Below are 18,046 nucleotides of genomic sequence, written 5' to 3'. Positions count from 1 at the left end.
TATTGATGAAAGAAAAGGGCAACGACTCAGGCAACCGCTGCCTTTTTCTTTTTTTAGTTTTTGGGGAAGGGGTAGGTATCGCGGACGTCAGAAACGCAATTGTGCTCCGAACATCACGCCACCAGAATCAAAATCGCTGTTTTTCGAGTACACATACTCAGCATTCAATCCAAAATGCTTGTAGCTCCAACCCAAGCCAGCGGCAGCTTCACCGCCTAGGCTCGATTTCTCAATATCACGGCTTTGATCGTTAACTGAATAGGTGTACGCCAGCGTGTAGTAAGTCATGCCTGCTTTTCCGTATACCTCGAATCCAGCACCAAGCGGGTAACTGGCGTAACCACTCAAACGAGGGCCAGAGAAGCTGGTGTTGGTGACTTCCGAAATTGGGCTAACGAGTATCGAGCCGATACCATCAAACGCCCCTTTATAGCCTGCTTCGATACCAAAGTTATGCGTTGGCATGTAGCGATAATAAATCTCACCTAAGAACATGTCTCCAGACTCTTCGCTGGTAGGCGCGTCGTAGTTGACCATACCGTAACCTAGGTTGGTGCCAATGACATGTGTACTGGTTGCTGCGTAGGTTGACAACGAAAAGGTCGACAACACCAAAGCAGTCACGAATGAATAACGCATGGGACGTTTCTCCTGAGTCTTTTAGCGTGTTAGTTTTTTAATACTTCTTCGAATGTCGCTTTAGTGTTGTCTAGCCATTCATAACGACGACGATACATAGAACGTTTAGAGCGAGACATACCTTCAATATCACGACGAGGTGCATTCACGTCGATAGAGTAGAAGTTGCGGTCGTATTCTGTGCCACCAAGTTCTAGCCACAGCGCATCGTAATCGGTTTTGATTCTGCCTTTGCTGTAACGCTTAGCTGCGTAAGTGTGCGATTGAGTTTTTACCGCCAACAGTGTTTCTATGCCCCAAACCTGCGCAACGATAGCCAGCAATCCAACCATCAAGCTTTTCGGACGTTGACCGTATAGCTTACGCGTCAGCTTTTTGATTTTTGCGTTATTTTCTTCACAGCTGCGTGGTCCTTGTAAACCACCAATCATGATGCATCGCTCGCCATTCTCATGACCCAAGCTGAAAGAAAGGGTATAGAAGTTGCCATCTTCTTGGCTATGCAGCACCAAGCTCATATCACCTTCTTTTTGGTAACGCGCTTCGTAAACCAAGCGAACTGAGTACAAGATGTTGTCAATTTCAAATGAAGTCAGAGTTAGACCTTCAGTATCGGTGTAGATCTCATGAATCAGTTCAGGCGAGACGAGTTTCGACACTGTGTTGTAGTGATCAACCACAAGCGTTGAACGATCGAAAGCTGGTCCATTCTTAATAATGTAAGGACGAAATGGCTTCTCTAAGAATCGATGTGTACGAGTGCAAAGTAGTTCAAGCAGTGATGCTTCAATGTTGTCCGCGAGGTACTTAAACGACTTTCTGTAGAATAAAGCACGTGCGATGAATTTTACGCGGTAGGTCCAAATTGGACGATAAATGTCAGCGTATTCATCAGAATAAATGGTTCTACAGTGATCGAGGATAGATTTGTTCATGGTCATTTCACTCCAGTCTCATTTCCAAAAGTGTTGGCTCTGTCAAAGTGGCTATGAACGCTGGTCGAGGAGCGCGAAAGGAGGGCAATCAAAATGGTTACTCGTTTTGCTCAGGCGATGACAGGTATAAGTTTTGAACAGTGTTCTTTTGGGTGAGATTTTATGAGAAAAATCTGAAGAGGTATTGTAAGGCTTAGTATGAGAGTGTCAGGATGACACTGCGTAAGAGAGTAAAGGCAAGCAAATCGTCGGAGTAAAGGTGCTTATTCTCGCAATAAGCTATTTATAGCATTTAGGTATATTAAAACAGGTGAGTGAAAACGAAAACCCGCATCAGTGGAATTGAGAAAATCCTAATGCCTGGTTTTTATTTGTTTTTCTCATCTTAAATTATTAGCAAAAATCGAGCCTTAAAACACGTTTATAATTAAATTTAAATTAATTATAAATTCTGAAATTAATATGATTGGCTTTAGGTCTCTATAGGTACTCTACATTCATCGAGCATTTGGAACTCGATATTTAAAAGGTAAGTAAAGGAGCACACTATGAAACGTTTTATTACTCTAGCAAGTCTTATCGCACTCACTGCTACACCACTCGCTGCGATTGCTGGTGGTTACCAATGGACCAATAACACTAAAACTATCCAAGGTGAGGTTGTTGATAGTAAGCAAGCGGCTTACGACATGGGGGTTGAAATGATTAAGGACTATCAAAGTAAGTCCTCGGCGCAGCTCAGAGATGAATTCAAAAGCTCATTTGATATCGTAGACCGCCAGTCTTTCTCTGTTACCAATGCGAAAGTAACGGTTGGTGAGTTTCTACAAGATAATGGTCAAATCGCATATCAACCAATATTAAATGTGAAATACGAATACCGTATGCGTGAATCTGGCAACCGTTAATTTATTTATTCGCTAGCATTTATAACTCTATTGCCTGTTTAATCCTTGTTGTATATTCGTTCTGTTATTTTTTTAGGGGGCATCTGCTCCCCTTTTTTTATTAAATTATATATTCCTGGTGAATGTGTTTATTTAATATAATATTTAATGAATATTTCTAACGCTCAGCGTAAGTTTTTCTTGCTCGTTGGATATTCGCTAGGTTTGTAAAGTAGTGATAAAGCACAGTTGTGTGCGTCACTTTTACAAAGGATATCAAATGACTCACCCTTCATATTGGTTTAAGCAAGCGCTTGAAATTGAGCAGCCAGAAACCGATAAACCACTTCAACAAAATATCCATGCAGATGTCGCCATTGTCGGCGGTGGCTACACAGGCCTTTGGACCGCGATCATGATTAAGCAGCAATCGCCGGAAAAACAGGTAGTTGTGATTGAAAAAGGCTTGTGTGGCAGTGGTGCATCCGGCGCAAATGGCGGTTGTATGCTGACTTGGTCGACAAAATTTCCGACCTTGAAACGCTTATTCGGTGAAGAAAACGCCGCTTGGTTGGTAAAAGAGTCGGAGCAAGCAGTGCTAGAGATCGACGGTTTTTGTAAGCAGCACAAGATCGATGCGCAATTATCGTTGAAAGGGGTTTATTACACCGCAACCAACCAAGCTCAGATGGGAGGAATGCAGCCTGTTGTGGATGAGCTAAAGCGTTTGGATGTGAACAGTTGGCGTCGTTGCCAATTTGAGGAGTTGCGTGCTAGTACGGGATCGCCGCGCAATGTGGAGGGCTTTCATTCTCCAGTCGCAGCCAGTGTTCAACCCGCCTTATTAGCGAGAGGATTAAGACGTGTTGCAATCGAATTGGGGGTTGAGGTCTATGAGAATACGCCAATGACCCGTTTAGATTATGGGCAACCAGCCACTGTTTCTACGCCTAAAGGGAGTATTCAGGCTAAGCAAGTCGTGCTGGCATTAAATGCTTGGATGGTTGAGCAATTTAAGCAATTCAAAAATAGTATTGTCGTTGTCTCTTCCGATATGGTGATCACTAAACCGCTTGGCGACGCGCTATCTCAATCTGGTTGGCAGGCTGGCTCTAGCGTTTTAGATTCTCGCATTTTTGTGCACTATTACCGAGATACGCCAGATGGCCGTTTGATATTAGGGAAAGGTGGTAATCAGTTCTCTTTCAACAACCGCGTTGATGCGATGTTCAACAAGCCAACGAGCTATCAAGATCTACTGCGTAAGTCGTTCGATAAGTTGTTTCCGCGCTTGAAAGGGGCTGAATTCGCTTATTCATGGACAGGCGGGTCGGATCGTTCCGCTACCGGTTTTCCATTCTTCGGTGAGCTAGATAACCAAAGCAATATCTTTTATGGCTTTGGTTATTCGGGTAACGGGGTTGCGCAGACGCGAATGGGCGGAAAGATATTATCTTCATTGGTATTAGGGCTAGAAAACGAATGGACGAAAAGCGGTTTAGCCAAAGGGCCTCTAGGGCTCTTCCCACCAGAGCCATTTCGTTGGACGGGCGCAATGATGGTGCGCAACGCGGTTCGTCGCAAAGAGGATGCAGAAGATAACGATAAAACACCATTTATCTGGGATAAGTGGCTAGCCAAACTCGCGGGGCCAGCAGGCAAAGCGGATAAGCTCGACTAAACTGAATATTTTGATCGCAAACAGATGGGGAAGAGGTGAAAGTGTTAGAGACACCTCTTGCCTTTGTGTTAGCCTCAGTCTTTCAAGCTCAGATGCAAAAGGTGAGTAATAAAATGAAAGTATTCAGCAATTTTGACAGCGGCAGCATTCACGTAGTGAAAGCGGACGACAAAAACGACATTCAACTCAAAATTCCTAACGACAACATGTCGGAATTCTACCAGTGGTTCCACTTCCGTCTAGAGACAGAAGCCGAGCAATCACACACCATCAAACTTCTCGACCTTGCGAAATCGGCTTACCCGGAAGGTTGGCAAGGTTACGACGTAGTTGCGTCTTACGATCGTGAAGAATGGTTCCGTGTTCCGGCTGAGTTCGATGGTGACACGCTGACTTTCACTGTTATCCCTGAGCGCAGCTCAATTTACTTCGCGTACTTTGCACCTTACACGTACGACCGTCACCTAGACCTGTTACACATGGCACAAAGCGCGCACCATTGCCAACTAGAGACGCTTGGTCATACGCTAGATGGCAATGACATGAGCTTGCTGACGTTTGGTGAGCCAGAAGAAGGTAAAAAGAAAATCTGGATGATTGCGCGCCAACACCCGGGTGAGACGATGGCGGAATGGTTTATGGAAGGCATGATCCAACGTCTGCTCGATGAGAACGACACGGTTGCGCGTGCATTGCTTGAAAAAGCAGTACTTTACGTAGTACCAAACATGAACCCAGATGGCGGTGTGCGTGGTCACCTACGTACTAACGCGGTTGGCGTAAACCTAAACCGTGAATGGCAAACGCCATCAATGGAAAAGAGCCCAGAAGTCTTCTTGGTTCGTGAGCGCATGCTAGAAACTGGCGTGGATATGTTCCTAGATATTCATGGTGATGAAGCTATCCCTTACAACTTTGTGGCGGGCTCTGAAGGTATTCCTTCTTATGATGAAAGCATGGCTGAGTTGGAAAACGCGTTTAAACAGGCACTTCTGACGATTACACCAGAGTTCCAAGACGAGATCGGCTACGACAAAGATGAGCCGGGTAAAGCGAATCTAACCGTTGGCTCTAATTGGGTGGCGGAGCAGTTCAAGTGTTTGTCTTACACAATCGAGATGCCATTCAAAGATAATAACAACCATCCAGATCCACTTTACGGTTGGTCACCAGAACGTAGCGTGTTGTTTGGACAAGATGTTTTGGCTGCAACATTGGCGGTTTCGGACAAGATTTAAGCCATTTAGTTCACAGCTCGCACTTCGCGAGCTGTGTTCTTTGTAGGTTTTTTCCTTGCCTTATGTGTGGATTGTGTCAATTTTTTCGTCACCTAAAACAAAAATCCTTCAGTTTCTGGTGCTTACGTGGTCATTGATTAGAAAAACTAATCGTTACGACAATAAATCTAATTTATGATAAAGAGAGTTGTTCTGTTAAAGTCACTTTTGAGATTTACGTCACAAAAGTTATCTAATCTCAACCATTTACAAATCATATGTATCCGGTCTGTATGTAGGCACTGCAACTAAAAGTTTCTTTTAGCTGCTATGTGTATGCAAATTAAGTTGGATAATCCTTGCTTCGGAATTTAGTGCTTTAAGAGATTGACTCAATTTGTTCATGCGCTGGTAAAGCAGTGTGCTCAAAATTTGAAAATCTTCGGATGAGCATCTTAATCAATGGTTTAATGGATAATCTCAAGTTAAGACATCGTTAAGGTGAATTAGTTCAGATTGTTGACGTAATTTGTAATCACTTGAAACAGTGTAGGTACTGACTGTCGTGATGACCGCTTTAAGGTGGTAAGAGAGTAGTCGGGTCACCTTCGCATTAAAGGTAAAAATAATGAAAAAAATCGCTCTTGTAGTGGCTACCGTTCTAGCTGGTGGCGTAATGTCGAATGTTGCTTTTGCTGACACTTACATCGGCGGTAAGCTAGGTTACAACGCTCTTAACGACGCATGTCACCTAGATGCGCCATGTGATGACGATAGCTTTGCTGCTGGCATGCACATCGGTTACAACTTCAACGAATACGTAGCTGCTGAATACGGCGTAGATTACCTAGGTAACTTCACTGCTAACTTCAACAAAGCTGGCCTAAACACAGTTGATGGTGACCTATGGGCACTAACTCTTGCTCCTAAGTTCAACCTACCACTAAATGATTCTTGGAACCTATTCGCTAAAGTAGGTGCTGCATACATGATGGCTGGTGACGAGAAAGATTTCGTACCAACTGGCTCTCTAGGTGCTGAATACCAAATCAACTACAACTGGAGCCTACGCGCTGAGTACCAACGTTACCAAGACATGTCTGATGACATCATCGACGACATGGATGCTGACTTCTTCGGTATCGGCTTCAACTACAAGTTCGGTTCTGAGCCAGTAGTTCAAGAAGAAGTAGTTGAAACTCGTCCAGCGACTCGCATCGTTGACCACGAGTACCCAGCTCAATCTACAACAGTACAATTCGGCCTAGAAAGCGCTGAACTACGAGATGCTTCTGCGTTCAACGGTACTGTTGAGCTAATGAACACTTACCCACAAGCTCAAGTTGAAATCAACGGCTACAGTGACACAACTGGTTCTGAAGCTTACAACCAACAGCTAACAGAGAAGCGTGCACAAGCAGTTGCTGAGCACTTCCAAGCTGAAGGTATCGCTGCAGACCGTATGACTGTTAAAGGTATGGGTGAAGCTAACCCAGTAGCTAGCAACGAAACTCGCGAAGGTCGTGAAGAGAACCGTCGTGTAGAAGTTGTTGTTCCAGCTTTCCAATACCAAACTGAAGAAGCTGCTCAATAATTCATTATTGAATCTGTGACTTTGAAAGCCAGCGTTTGACGCTGGCTTTTTTGTTTCCCTTCATTAATTTGTCACAGCTCCGTCATAGTATCTTCTACTAGTTTGTCTGGAGCTTGATATGCAAAACCTACCGCCATTAAATTCTCTGAAAGCGTTTGAAGCGACCGCTCGATTGCAAAGCTTCACCAAGGCGGCAGAGGAGCTCAATGTCACTCGTGCGGCAGTGAGTCAGCAAGTTAAATCCCTCGAAGTGTATTTGGATGCTACCTTATTTGAACGTAATGGCGCCCAGCTCAATCTGACTCAAGCTGCTCATGGATATTTACCTGTGGTAAGTCATGTTTTCCAAAGCTTATCTGCGGCAACTCAGCACCTGTTCTCTAGACAACAACAAGCACAACTGACGTTACATGTGGCACACAGCTTCTGTTCTCAATGGCTCATGCCGCGCTTGGCAGACTTTAACCGTCAACATCCTAAAATCAGCTTCAAAGTCTCTACTACGGCTAACGCGATGCCAAGTAACAGTGATATTGCGGATGTGGAGATCATCAATGGTTATGGAGAGTGGCAAAGCCAACAAGCGATTCAACTGACGCGAGAAAACTGGATCGTTGTGGCAAGCCCAGGCTTTTTGCATCTCAATCCTGTCCGTGATTTGGCCGATTTGATTCGCTTACCAAAGCTCGCGACGGGTGGCTATCAGGAAACTTGGCAATGTTGGCTGGAACAGCAAGGATATCAAGGCACAAGCATAAAACTAACGGGGGAATTCGAGCACTCTTTACTCGCCATTGAAGCTGCTGTGAATCAGCTTGGCGTGTTGTTGGTGCGTGATTTGCTCGTTGAAGATCACTTGCAGCAAGGCACATTAGTGAAAGTCGGTGAGTGGTCGATGCCAAGTCGAGGAGCTCATCACATGATCATTCGAGATGAAGAAAAGCCTCATGTGAAAGCTTTTGTTGATTGGGTTATGCAAAGTTTATAAGCGCAATTTTAGGGCTCAATCACAAGACAAATAATGACTGCGATTAAGCTAACAATCTGAAACATTATCAGCCTTCATGAGTAGAATTCGAGTGCTAAGATGATCGAGTACGTTTCATGTCGTCATCACTCACGGAGCTCGCGCTCTAGCTATCAAGGAGCTGTTATGGAAGCGTTAGAAGGGGGCGGGGAGAATGCCATTTATCGCAAGGGGGATCGAGTCAGTCGACCTGCCAGTCATTGGACAATGACAGTTCATCAATTACTCCAACACCTACATAGTCATGGCTTTACGGCATGCCCAAAGGCGATTGCAATTGAGGGTGGAAAAGAGCTACTGACTTTCGTGGAAGGAGAAACCTACAATTATCCGCTCGAAGGTGAAATTGCCTCACTGACCGCATTGAAATCTGCAGCAAAGTTGCTTCGTCGTTTTCATGATGCATCAGAAAGTTTCCTCAAGAAAAATACACAAGATGTGCATCATTGGATGCTACCCGCCCGCTCGCCGCAAGAGGTGATCTGTCATGGTGATTTCATGCCTTATAACGTGGCGTTAGAAGACGATGTTGTAGTGGGGGTATTTGATTTTGATACGGCGCACCCAGCCCCACGTATCTGGGATATTGCTTTTTCGATTTACGGTTGGGTACCCTTCAAAACCGATAAAAATGACAAAATGGGTACACTGGAAGAGCAAATTCGTCGAGCGAAGATCTTTTGCGATGCCTATGGTTGCAGCCGATTAGAGCGTGAAGAATTAGTGGAAATGATGACATTACGTTTGACGGCTTTAGTTGATCACATGCGCGCAATGGCCGCCAGCGGTGATGCTCAGTTCCAAGCTAATTTGGAAGAAGGTCATCACCGAGCGTATTTGCAGGATATTGAATACATCAACAAACACCAACAAGCCATCACACTTGGTGTGCTCGGTGAAATCAAGTTCTAATCTTGTCTGGAATATTGGTTGATGATCGATTGAATTACGTTAAAAAGCCACTTGGTTTTAGGGGAATATTGTTGTGAGCGACGACAACTCATCACAAAACTTACGCCAAGTTCGAGTCCATTTGGTAGATCAATACTTCGACAACATTCGGGAACATGACCGCTCATGGTGATACCGAAGTGATCAGTTTTCATGATGATATTGTGGATCATTGCAGGGTGCTCTACCTCGATTTTGGGCTGCACATCAAAGCCTATGTTCTTCAGACGATCCAATAATGGGTATTTGTGATCGTTCCAGCCAGGTGTTTTAAATAGCACAAATGGGTAATTTTCTAGGGACTGGAAGTCTTGAGCTGGATGACCTTCTCTAACGAAGAATACTGCTTTGCCCTTGCCTAACTCTTGCTGAGCAATAGACTGGGGAAGGTCTTCATCGAAGTAATGAATCGCAACTGCGTTCTCTCCATCTATGATGCGGTTCTTTGTATCTGCTCCCCATCTTAAAAATTTATAGCTCGCATTTTTAGCGTGCTCGAGTAGTTTGAGATAGAGCTTATCACCGTATCGGTCCCAAAAGAGTGTATTTGAGAAGACGATAATTTCTCCGGTGTAAAGGTCTGGTGAAAATTCTTGGGGCTGAATTGCATCGAGACTCGTTAATATCTGCTCGAAGTGCAGCATATTGGCTTCAACAAAGGAGGTCGGCTCAAAACCATTTTTGGTTTGAATGAAAAGGGGGTCATCCAGTTTCACTTTCATTTTGGTGAGATTTTTACTGATGGCGCCAGATGTTTTTCCTAGGGATTCTGCCACTAAACGCACGTTACGTAACTCATACATACGCTTTAACACCAAGACGTTTTGCATATCCAGATTGATTGTCATTTTTCTACTCCAGCCAATGTTGCTATGGCATCATAACTCCGCCTCTCGCAATAAAAGACAGGTGATAGTCAATTCTAAGTTTCTGGTAAAAAGCGCTTTTTAATGAGAATTTCCATTTGGTAAATCTGGGTTTTCCTCGTGCTACAAAACGTACGTTGCTAAAGTCTCTCCATCGAAATGATGTAATTAGATATCGAGGTGGAGTATGAAAAAACTAATCGCACTAGGCTTAATGGTTTGTTGTGTAAATGTGGCATTCGCTAGTGATGGATCCTTTACAGGGGCAATTGATATGACAATGAGTCAAGAAAACCGAATTGAAGTTAGACGTGTGGGTTCTGAATTAGCACTTCAGGGCCGAAATGAAAATACTAACGGTGGTGTGGTCATTCAAACCGACGCCTCTAATCAACCGATTCAATTACGTGGCCGCCGCGATTAAACGACAAAACATAGAATCAAGCTCAGCCTCAATGCCGCGTCTAACGCGGCATTGTTGTTTCTACCGAATAAAAATTTTTTGATAGCTTTTGTTTCTCGAGAACTAATAAATAATTGCTGAAATATTATTTACCATTTTTATAAACCTAAATGATATTGATTATCATTTAGGTTTGGGTATGATTCTATTATCAATAGAGAGGAATACCGCCATGAGTAATGTATCGATAAATTATGCATCCATACAGTTAGAGGACGCGGCAGAATCAAATGTTCCGGCTTTTATCAAAGTCAAACGTAAATTAATGATGTTTGGTCCTGCATTTATTGCGGCGATTGGCTACATCGATCCAGGCAATTTTGCGACGAATATTGAATCGGGATCTTCATTTGGTTACCAGCTACTTTGGGTAGTGTTATGGGCGAACCTAATGGCGATGTTGATTCAGTATTTATCCGCCAAGCTAGGTATTGTCACAGGCAAAAATCTCGCAGAGCATCTACGTGACCACCTACCGAATAAGTGGGCAGTAGGCTTCTACTGGATCCAAGCGGAAATCATTGCGATAGCGACAGATCTTGCTGAGTTTATCGGTGCGGCCGTGGGCTTTCAGTTGGTGTTTGGCATCAGCTTGATGGGAGGAGCGATGATCACTGCAGTTGCTACTGTGATGATTCTGATGCTTAACCAGAAAGGTCAAAAACCACTAGAGGTGGTGATTGGTTCACTTTTGATGTTGGTGGCGGTTATCTACATTGCTGAACTATTTTTTGCGCACCCTGCGGGCGGTGAAATGGTCAAAGGTCTGCTAACTCCAACTTTTACTGATTCGCATCAAATCTACCTGGCTGCCGGTATTCTTGGCGCAACAGTGATGCCTCATGTGATTTATCTTCATTCAGCATTGTTCAAAAACAGTTACGGTGAAAGCACAAAAACTCGCCTTCGTACCACTCGCTTTGATGTGTTGATTGCGATGGTGATTGCAGGCTTTGTGAATATCGCAATTGTGGCGATGGCAGCTGCCGTGTTCCATTACTCAGGCAACCAACATGTGGCGGAAATTGAAACAGCATATATGACGCTAACGCCATTGGTAGGTAAAGCTGCTTCTGTGTTGTTTGGTGTCTCGTTGATTGCTTCAGGCTTGTCTTCTACCGTTGTTGGTACAATGGCAGGTCAGGTGGTGATGCAAGGCTTTGTACGCTTCTCTATCCCAATGTGGGTACGCCGCTTTATTACTATGGCACCTTCGTTTGTGGTGATTGGTTTGGGCATGAACACTACCGATATCTTGGTGATGAGCCAAGTGGTGTTGAGCTTTGGTATTGCGCTGGCGATTATCCCATTGCTTATCTTTACCAACAGCGAACGCTTGATGGGTGAATTCAAAAACAACAAATGGGTGTCTTATGCCGGTGTGGTGATTGTTTCTTTGGTATTGGCATTAAACGCTTACTTAATGGTAACGCTTACAGCGTAGCAATGGCGCTTTGATAGCAAACTCTGTCGATAAAAAACGGAAGCTACTGAGCTTCCGTTTTTGTGTTTAGGTGAAATGGGTAATTAGTTTTGCTCAACCACTTCCAATTCAGCTTCACTTTGTTTTGCCGCTTCAAGCATCTTACGAATGATGAATGATGCGCCCAAGGCAATCGCAACCATCACAACCGCTAGGATAGTCAGCAGTTGGAAGTATTCGCCGTAAACGTGTTGTACGATCTCTTGGGTGATCTCTTGACCTTTTTCTAGTGCGATAGAAGTCGAGAACGCGGCACCAACGATACCACTTAGCGCGATAGCTACTGAGAACAAGCTTACAGAGAAGTTCTCAATGTGCTTAGGTGCAACCGATAGGATGAATGCTACTACCATTGAACCTACGATAACTTCTGCGATCGCTTGGAAGAAGTGAATCGCTAGGAAGATCTCAGGCATGATAATGACGTCTTCGCCAACGGTCGTTACCGCGAAGGTTAGGATGCCGAATGCGATAGCGGTTAGCACGAATGCCAATGCAATCTTAGTTGCTGTTGATAGGTGAATGTCACGTTTTTCTAGCATGCCAAAGAAGCCAGCAACGATAGGGCCACCAACCATACACCATAGCGGGTTCATCGCCATTGCAGCTTCAGGCTCTAGTGGAATGAAGCCAAACAGAGAACCTTTTAGTGTGTTGATCGCTACCATGTTCATTGAAGTCATCATCTGACCGTAATATACGAAGAAACAAGTGGTTAGGAAGGTAACGATAAGTATAGTACCCATCCTCAATGATTCCGCTTTGCTGGCTTTAAACATCAAATAAATAAAGTAAAGAATCGCTACACCACCGATGGCATAAACGATGTTTTGACCGATATCCATGTTAGAGAACATGAAGAATACCAGTGCAATCATCGCTGCTGAGATGATCGCGAAGAAAATCCAGTTCTTCATGCTAACGCTTTGACGATCCAGATCAGAAGCAACGCCAACCAACCCTTTGCGGAACACAAGTAGCATCACCAATGCTGCGCCAGCCATCACTGCTGAAATAGTGAAACCACCATTAAAGCCGATGATCAGCACAATCATTGGGAACAAGTATTGACCTAGGAAAGCGCCCACGTTGTTCACTGAGTAGTTGATTGGATAACCTTTCTCGAAATCTTCTTGAGACTTAAAGGTACGTTTGTACAGGCTAGGGTAAGAAGGTGACATTAAACCACGGCCGTAACTTGCTAGTGCGATACCACACATAGAAAGCGGTACGTTGGTTGCCGAAGCCCCAAGAACAAGCAGTACGTAACCAGATGCGAATGCTAGGAAGGCAATCGATAGAGAACGGTAAGCACCTAAAAATTTATCAGCGATAAAGCCGCCAGCAATCGCAAATAGGGGGCCAATCGCCGAAAAGGCACCCACGATCATCATGGTATCAGCTTCGTTGTAATTCAGATCCTCTAAGAAAAAACGCGTTAGACTGACCAACACACCATAAAATGATAAGCCAAACATCATTTGGCAGAACATCATAGATTTATTTAGTTTATTCCACATAATTAAATACTCACTATTGCGAGAAAGGTAGTTATTATTTCTGTTAAATGTTACTTAAACGGTATGTTACATATTGAAACAATTGTCGCATAAAACGAATTTAATGCACCAAAATTTCTAATGCGAAACGTTTGCCTTACTAATATGTTGTTCTAGATCAAATCGAAATTACGTGAATAAATGACCAGAAAGTAACAATTTATAAGATGATTGTTCTAAGGCGGTTTTAAGGTTTTGAAATGTCGCTGAAATAATATGCAATAGAGAGTGGGGCAGGAGATGATGTAATTTGGGCGAAAGAAAGAAGACGTTGGCGGAACTTTGTCCGCCAACAATGAGAATTATTAATTAGCGATAGCTGATGTAAAGTGTGCTATTCGCATGGTGGTGCCATATGAATAACTGCCAGACCACCAAGTGATGTTTCACGGTATTTTTTATTCATGTCTTTACCAGTCTGGTACATGGTTTCGATAACTTTATCTAATGAAATAAGACATTTACTGGTGCGCTTCAGTGCCATGCGTGATGCGTTGATGGCCTTCATCGCGCCCATCGCATTTCGTTCGATACACGGAACTTGAACCAAACCGCCAATTGGGTCGCAGGTCATGCCTAGTGAGTGCTCCATGGCGATCTCTGCGGCAATACAGATTTGTTCATTACTGCCACCGCGCAGTGCGGTTAAGCCTGCTGCTGCCATCGAAGACGAAACACCGACTTCACCCTGGCAACCTACCTCAGCACCGGAAATAGAAGCGTTGGTTTTGTATAAAATACCAATCGCCCCCGCGACTGCTAAGAAGTCCTTCAACTGTTTGTTGTCCAGCTCTTTGATGAAGCGGTGGTAGTACATCAGTACCGCAGGGATAACGCCGGCCGCGCCGTTTGTTGGGGATGTAACCACTTGACCACCGGCGGCGTTCTCTTCACTCACCGCGAAAGCAAATAGGTTAATCCAATCCATGATCTCCATTGGATCGTTTTCTACGGCCGCATTCGCTTCGAGCTTTTTAAGTAGGTTTGGTGCACGGCGTGTCACATTCAACCCGCCTTCAAGAATACCTTCGGTATCGAAGCCACGCTGCATACACAGCGACATCACTTTCCAGATCTGTTCGGCTTTTTGTTCGATCTCTTCCTGCTCACGAAACGCGTGTTCGTTTTGCAGAATCATTCCGCCTAAGCTCAAGCCGTTTTGTTCTGCTTTCTCTAGCATTTCATCGGCTGATTTGAACGGGTAACACACTTGCACTTCCGCTTCGCTGCTGCCGTTTTCCAGTTCGGCAGCGGTTGCAATAAAGCCACCGCCAATGGAGTAGTAAGTCTCAAACGCGACTTGATCGCCAGCAGCATCAAAAGCCGTAATGGTCATGCCATTTTCATGCAATGGGAGGTTGTCGCTGTGGAAGACGATATCGTGATCATAACTAAACACGATTTCATGAACACCTGCGACCGAGAGTGTGCCATGTTCAATAGTATGTTGCAGTGCACTCTTGGCACTGGTCATCTTGATGGTATCGGGTTTGTTGCCCATCAAGCCAAGTACGGTAGCACGGTCAGTGTGGTGACCTTTGCCTGTCAGCGATAAAGAACCATAAAGGTCAACTTGCACCTTGTGCACTTTCGCCATAGAGTCGCTAAGTAGTTGAGTGAAATGGTAACCTGCGAGCATTGGGCCATTGGTGTGGGAACTGGATGGACCGACACCGACTTTAAAAATATCGAAAATCGACAGCATAATTGACTTCCTTTCTCTACGGACCTTTATTCAGGTCTCTAGAATGACATTGTTAATTAGATGTTAATGCCTGAGAGGGTATTGGCAAAGCAAAATTTTGTATACAAATTGTTCTCTAAAGTATGAGTAATTGAGATCTCGGTAATGAAGTTAAACAAAGTAGTGATCATTCTGGGCAAACGCTTGGTGCACGATAAGCTAAGCGTTGAGGGCCGCTCCCGTGTTGAAGCATTGTCTAATGTTTTAAACGAGCTGTGCTTTGATACTACTGCATTGGTGTTCTGTGGTGGGATAACTCAAAGTCAGACAGTCTCTGAAGCGGATGCAATGTACGGTTACTTTCGTCATCTGATGGAGGTAAAAGGCGTCGACTTTCCAGAGCAGCAAGTGATCATCGAGAACCGTTCACTTAATACGGTGCAGAACATGCAGAATGCCGCCGCAGAACTATTACAGAGTGGCCTTTGTCAAACAGGCCAAACCATTGAAGTCACACTGCTTTCCAATGACTACCACTTGGAACGGATTATTGAGATTCAAACGCTGATGGATGAACAAGGCCTATTGAGAGTGTTGAAATCGCGCTGCGAGGAAATGGGGGTTCACCTCAATATTCCCCTCAAAGTGTCTAAACACATTAGTGTGCCTTACCCTCATACAGGCGTGTTAGCTGAGGCGTTTCTGCTGTTTGATGAGCTTACGACCTACCGAGTGTATCTAGAAGGCGTAAAGCGTGACGTATTTAAGCGTGATTTGGCTGAGGTACGAGCAAAGCCATTAGCAATCGCTCGTCGATCCATAGAGAGGCTGCAAGTGTTGCAGTTAGGACAAGATGTTCAAAGGCAAATTGCAGATATGAAAAAGGCCATCGAAATGACAGCCTTTGATGATTCGGTTTGTGCCGCAGAGCAAGCGCTAGCGGTATTCCATCCGATTCTTACGTCGCTGAACCTGCGACTTGATCCTGAGGCAAATACCTAGGCCAACGAGCGTAACTTATTGACGTTTTAGCTCGCGGCGTGTGCGTACTGCACTGAGCGCGATTAAGCTGTAACAAAGTAGCTCAATACCTTCTTCTGAGATGTTTTTCACATCGCGTACGTAGTGCTCACCCATTACGTGCTGCCAGAAGCTGCCCATTCCGTATAGACGAGAAAACACCAACAATAAGATCACCGAGCCGATAAGCAGCTTCATGTATGGCGATTGTAAGATGATTGCCATTTCATTTACGGTACCTTTACCGCCTCGGTAAGCTTTCGCACAAGCCAGCGCTGTTATCGCAAGAGCAGGGAATACCCAAGAGCCATGGTGAATCATGTCGAACCAGTAATCCATCTCACGGATCATCAATACAGCGAAGAAGCCTGAGATCAGAATGGCAGCATGGGATACATGGCTTTCTTGTCTAGAGACGCGGAAGAAAGACCAAGACGCAACGGCCAGCATGATCAATTGCAATGTTTCAGTGACGGACGTTTCACCCAAGGTTGAGCCTAGTAAAACGTAATCCACGCGGATACTTAAGTTCACTAGAATACTAATTGCAACGATGGTCAACGCACTCAACATCGATTTGTAGATGATGCGTTTTGACTCTTCAGTCACTTTTGAGTTTTCAGCAACAAGGTTGGATTGTGCCGATTCGGCTTGTTTGACAGTATCTGTTTTCATCCTGACCACCCGCTCCAATAAAAATGTGGAAAAAACGTGAAATTTCGTGATGTGCGCGAGGAATTTTATTGACCGGTTGGAAAGTAATGTCAGGGGAACGTCAGGAATAAAACGCCGTTCGATATCGTGTCGCTATGCGGTAAGGCCGATGGATAAAGGGGTAAGTATCAGAAAGTAGGGAAATTTACGGTAAACAAAAAGGAGCTTAAAGCCCCTTTATTGATAATAATGTAACCTTAGATTGCGCAAATGTTAACGGTGTTTACGATTCGCCATCTTCTTTATGATTGTTGCGGTAGTATTCCCATTGCTCAAAACGCTCGTTTTCAGACAATTGGCAGTACGTTACACGCTCGCCATTTTCTGTAACAGTATCTAGCTCGCCGCCTTGTTGCACGCAGTATACCGCTGCTGGGTTTGCTGCTGCCGTGTATTCATTTGAGCGAGTTGCACCTTCATAAGTTGAACAACCTGCCAACACCATCGCTGCTGCCACTGCCGTTACTAAAGTTGTCTTTTTCATTCTTGATCTCCGCATGGGATTAACGAGTAGTGTATTGATTATAGGAGAGTTTCAGAAAAATATTGTCTTATGTTTGTTAAAAGCACGAAGCTTGTAAGGGACTTATGTGCAATCTTAGAATTCGCTCACTGTTCAGTGAAAGTTGTTTCAATAGACCTCAAATTGAAACTTGGGAATGCGCATGAATTTCGGTAGTATGCGCGCAAAACATTCACAGCGGAATTTACGATGAGACATTTGAAAACTACTACGCACCCAGACATCGAGCATCTCGATGACAAAATCATCTTCCAACGCAATGCGGCGCGCGCCATTGTATTAGACGGTGAAGATGTCCTGCTTCTTTACACAGAGCGTTATCACGATTACACGCTGCCTGGCGGTGGCATCGATGACGGTGAGGATGTGATTGCAGGTTTGGTACGTGAGCTGGAAGAAGAGACCGGTGCGAAGAACATTCACAGCATCAAGCCTTTCGGTATCTTCGAAGAATTTCGTCCATGGTACAAAGACGGTGCGGATGTGATGCACATGACGTCATACTGCTACACGTGCAAGATTGACCGTGAATTGGGGGAAACGTCTTATGAAGATTACGAAGTGAAAAATGGCATGCGTCCAGTTTGGATGAATGTACACGACGCGATCGCGCACAATGAAAAGACGATGGCAGAAAGCCCGAAGAAAGGCATGAGCATCGAACGTGAAACCTTCTTGCTCCAGTTGATCTCGAAAGAGCTTCTATAGTTCACGCTTATTCGGCGACAGTACTCTTCACTCTTCTTAAATTTCCGGTCTTCGTTTACGAAACGGCTTTCTAACGTTTCAATTTGTAAACATCA

The 18,046-nt window shown here is 44.4% G+C and carries 17 protein-coding genes; 10 read left to right on the top strand and 7 right to left on the bottom strand.

Annotated elements, in window-relative coordinates; all coding sequences use genetic code 11:
* Positions 1-87: 87 nt before the first annotated feature.
* Positions 88-639, bottom strand: a complete 552-nt coding sequence (locus A8140_RS22040; protein WP_005432481.1) for an outer membrane beta-barrel protein — start codon at positions 637-639, stop codon at positions 88-90.
* Positions 640-668: 29 nt separating this feature from the next.
* Positions 669-1,580 carry a VirK/YbjX family protein gene (locus A8140_RS22035; RefSeq protein WP_005535035.1) on the bottom strand — a complete coding sequence of 304 codons (912 nt, stop codon included), beginning with the start codon at positions 1,578-1,580 and terminating at the stop codon, positions 669-671.
* 542 nt (positions 1,581-2,122) lie between these two features.
* On the opposite strand from A8140_RS22035, the gene A8140_RS22030 reads away from it, so the two are divergent.
* The 6 genes from A8140_RS22030 (at position 2,123) to A8140_RS22005 (ending at position 8,892) form a co-directional block, all read left to right on the top strand.
* Positions 2,123-2,482, top strand: coding sequence for a DUF3316 domain-containing protein (locus tag A8140_RS22030; protein ID WP_005535032.1), 360 nt, complete (start codon positions 2,123-2,125; stop codon positions 2,480-2,482).
* A gap of 259 nt (positions 2,483-2,741) precedes the next feature.
* Positions 2,742-4,142, top strand: coding sequence for an FAD-dependent oxidoreductase (locus tag A8140_RS22025; protein WP_005535030.1), 1,401 nt, complete (start codon positions 2,742-2,744; stop codon positions 4,140-4,142).
* A 113-nt stretch (positions 4,143-4,255) separates the two neighbouring features.
* On the top strand, positions 4,256-5,380 hold the full coding sequence (locus tag A8140_RS22020) for a M14 family metallopeptidase (protein WP_005535028.1): 1,125 nt from the start codon (positions 4,256-4,258) through the stop codon (positions 5,378-5,380).
* Between the two features lie 607 nt (positions 5,381-5,987).
* Positions 5,988-6,953, top strand: coding sequence for an OmpA family protein (locus A8140_RS22015; protein ID WP_005535026.1), 966 nt, complete (start codon positions 5,988-5,990; stop codon positions 6,951-6,953).
* A 118-nt stretch (positions 6,954-7,071) separates the two neighbouring features.
* Positions 7,072-7,941 (top strand): LysR substrate-binding domain-containing protein, encoded by an 870-nt coding sequence (locus A8140_RS22010; protein WP_005535024.1) that lies wholly within the window; start codon positions 7,072-7,074, stop codon positions 7,939-7,941.
* Between the two features lie 165 nt (positions 7,942-8,106).
* Complete coding sequence (locus A8140_RS22005) at positions 8,107-8,892, top strand: phosphotransferase enzyme family protein (RefSeq protein WP_005535023.1); 786 nt, start codon at positions 8,107-8,109, stop codon at positions 8,890-8,892.
* Here the strand turns inward: A8140_RS22005 and A8140_RS22000 are convergent.
* Positions 8,889-9,779 carry a LysR family transcriptional regulator gene (locus A8140_RS22000; protein ID WP_005535021.1) on the bottom strand — a complete coding sequence of 297 codons (891 nt, stop codon included), beginning with the start codon at positions 9,777-9,779 and terminating at the stop codon, positions 8,889-8,891. The genes A8140_RS22005 and A8140_RS22000 overlap by 4 nt on opposite strands.
* A gap of 205 nt (positions 9,780-9,984) precedes the next feature.
* On the opposite strand from A8140_RS22000, the gene A8140_RS21995 reads away from it, so the two are divergent.
* Together A8140_RS21995 and A8140_RS21990 are read left to right on the top strand one after the other, a co-directional pair.
* Complete coding sequence (locus tag A8140_RS21995) at positions 9,985-10,221, top strand: VPA0252 family protein (RefSeq protein WP_005535020.1); 237 nt, start codon at positions 9,985-9,987, stop codon at positions 10,219-10,221.
* Positions 10,222-10,432: 211 nt separating this feature from the next.
* Positions 10,433-11,704 carry an Nramp family divalent metal transporter gene (locus tag A8140_RS21990; protein ID WP_005535018.1) on the top strand — a complete coding sequence of 424 codons (1,272 nt, stop codon included), beginning with the start codon at positions 10,433-10,435 and terminating at the stop codon, positions 11,702-11,704.
* Between the two features lie 83 nt (positions 11,705-11,787).
* Here A8140_RS21990 and A8140_RS21985 read toward each other — a convergent pair whose 3' ends face one another.
* Together A8140_RS21985 and A8140_RS21980 are read right to left on the bottom strand one after the other, a co-directional pair.
* Positions 11,788-13,263, bottom strand: coding sequence for a peptide MFS transporter (locus A8140_RS21985; RefSeq protein WP_005535015.1), 1,476 nt, complete (start codon positions 13,261-13,263; stop codon positions 11,788-11,790).
* A 373-nt stretch (positions 13,264-13,636) separates the two neighbouring features.
* On the bottom strand, positions 13,637-15,007 hold the full coding sequence (locus tag A8140_RS21980) for an L-serine ammonia-lyase (protein ID WP_005535013.1): 1,371 nt from the start codon (positions 15,005-15,007) through the stop codon (positions 13,637-13,639).
* 144 nt (positions 15,008-15,151) lie between these two features.
* Between A8140_RS21980 and A8140_RS21975 the strand changes: the two genes are divergently transcribed.
* Complete coding sequence (locus A8140_RS21975; RefSeq protein WP_005535011.1) at positions 15,152-15,988, top strand: YdcF family protein; 837 nt, start codon at positions 15,152-15,154, stop codon at positions 15,986-15,988.
* A 15-nt stretch (positions 15,989-16,003) separates the two neighbouring features.
* Here the strand turns inward: A8140_RS21975 and A8140_RS21970 are convergent, their stop codons facing one another.
* Both A8140_RS21970 and A8140_RS21965 read right to left on the bottom strand, forming a co-directional pair.
* Positions 16,004-16,681 carry a hypothetical protein gene (locus A8140_RS21970; protein ID WP_038863015.1) on the bottom strand — a complete coding sequence of 226 codons (678 nt, stop codon included), beginning with the start codon at positions 16,679-16,681 and terminating at the stop codon, positions 16,004-16,006.
* Positions 16,682-16,943: 262 nt separating this feature from the next.
* Positions 16,944-17,204 carry a putative hemolysin gene (locus A8140_RS21965; protein WP_005535975.1) on the bottom strand — a complete coding sequence of 87 codons (261 nt, stop codon included), beginning with the start codon at positions 17,202-17,204 and terminating at the stop codon, positions 16,944-16,946.
* 228 nt (positions 17,205-17,432) lie between these two features.
* Between A8140_RS21965 and A8140_RS21960 the strand changes: the two genes are divergently transcribed.
* Positions 17,433-17,951, top strand: a complete 519-nt coding sequence (locus tag A8140_RS21960) for an NUDIX hydrolase (RefSeq protein ID WP_005535973.1) — start codon at positions 17,433-17,435, stop codon at positions 17,949-17,951.
* The last annotated feature ends 95 nt before the right edge of the window (positions 17,952-18,046 follow it).

The sequence above is a fragment of the Vibrio campbellii CAIM 519 = NBRC 15631 = ATCC 25920 genome (assembly GCF_002163755.1).
GTDB lineage: Bacteria > Pseudomonadota > Gammaproteobacteria > Enterobacterales > Vibrionaceae > Vibrio > Vibrio campbellii.
The sequence above is the reverse complement of the archived record's forward strand: the minus strand, read 5'-3'. Positions and strand labels throughout refer to the sequence as shown.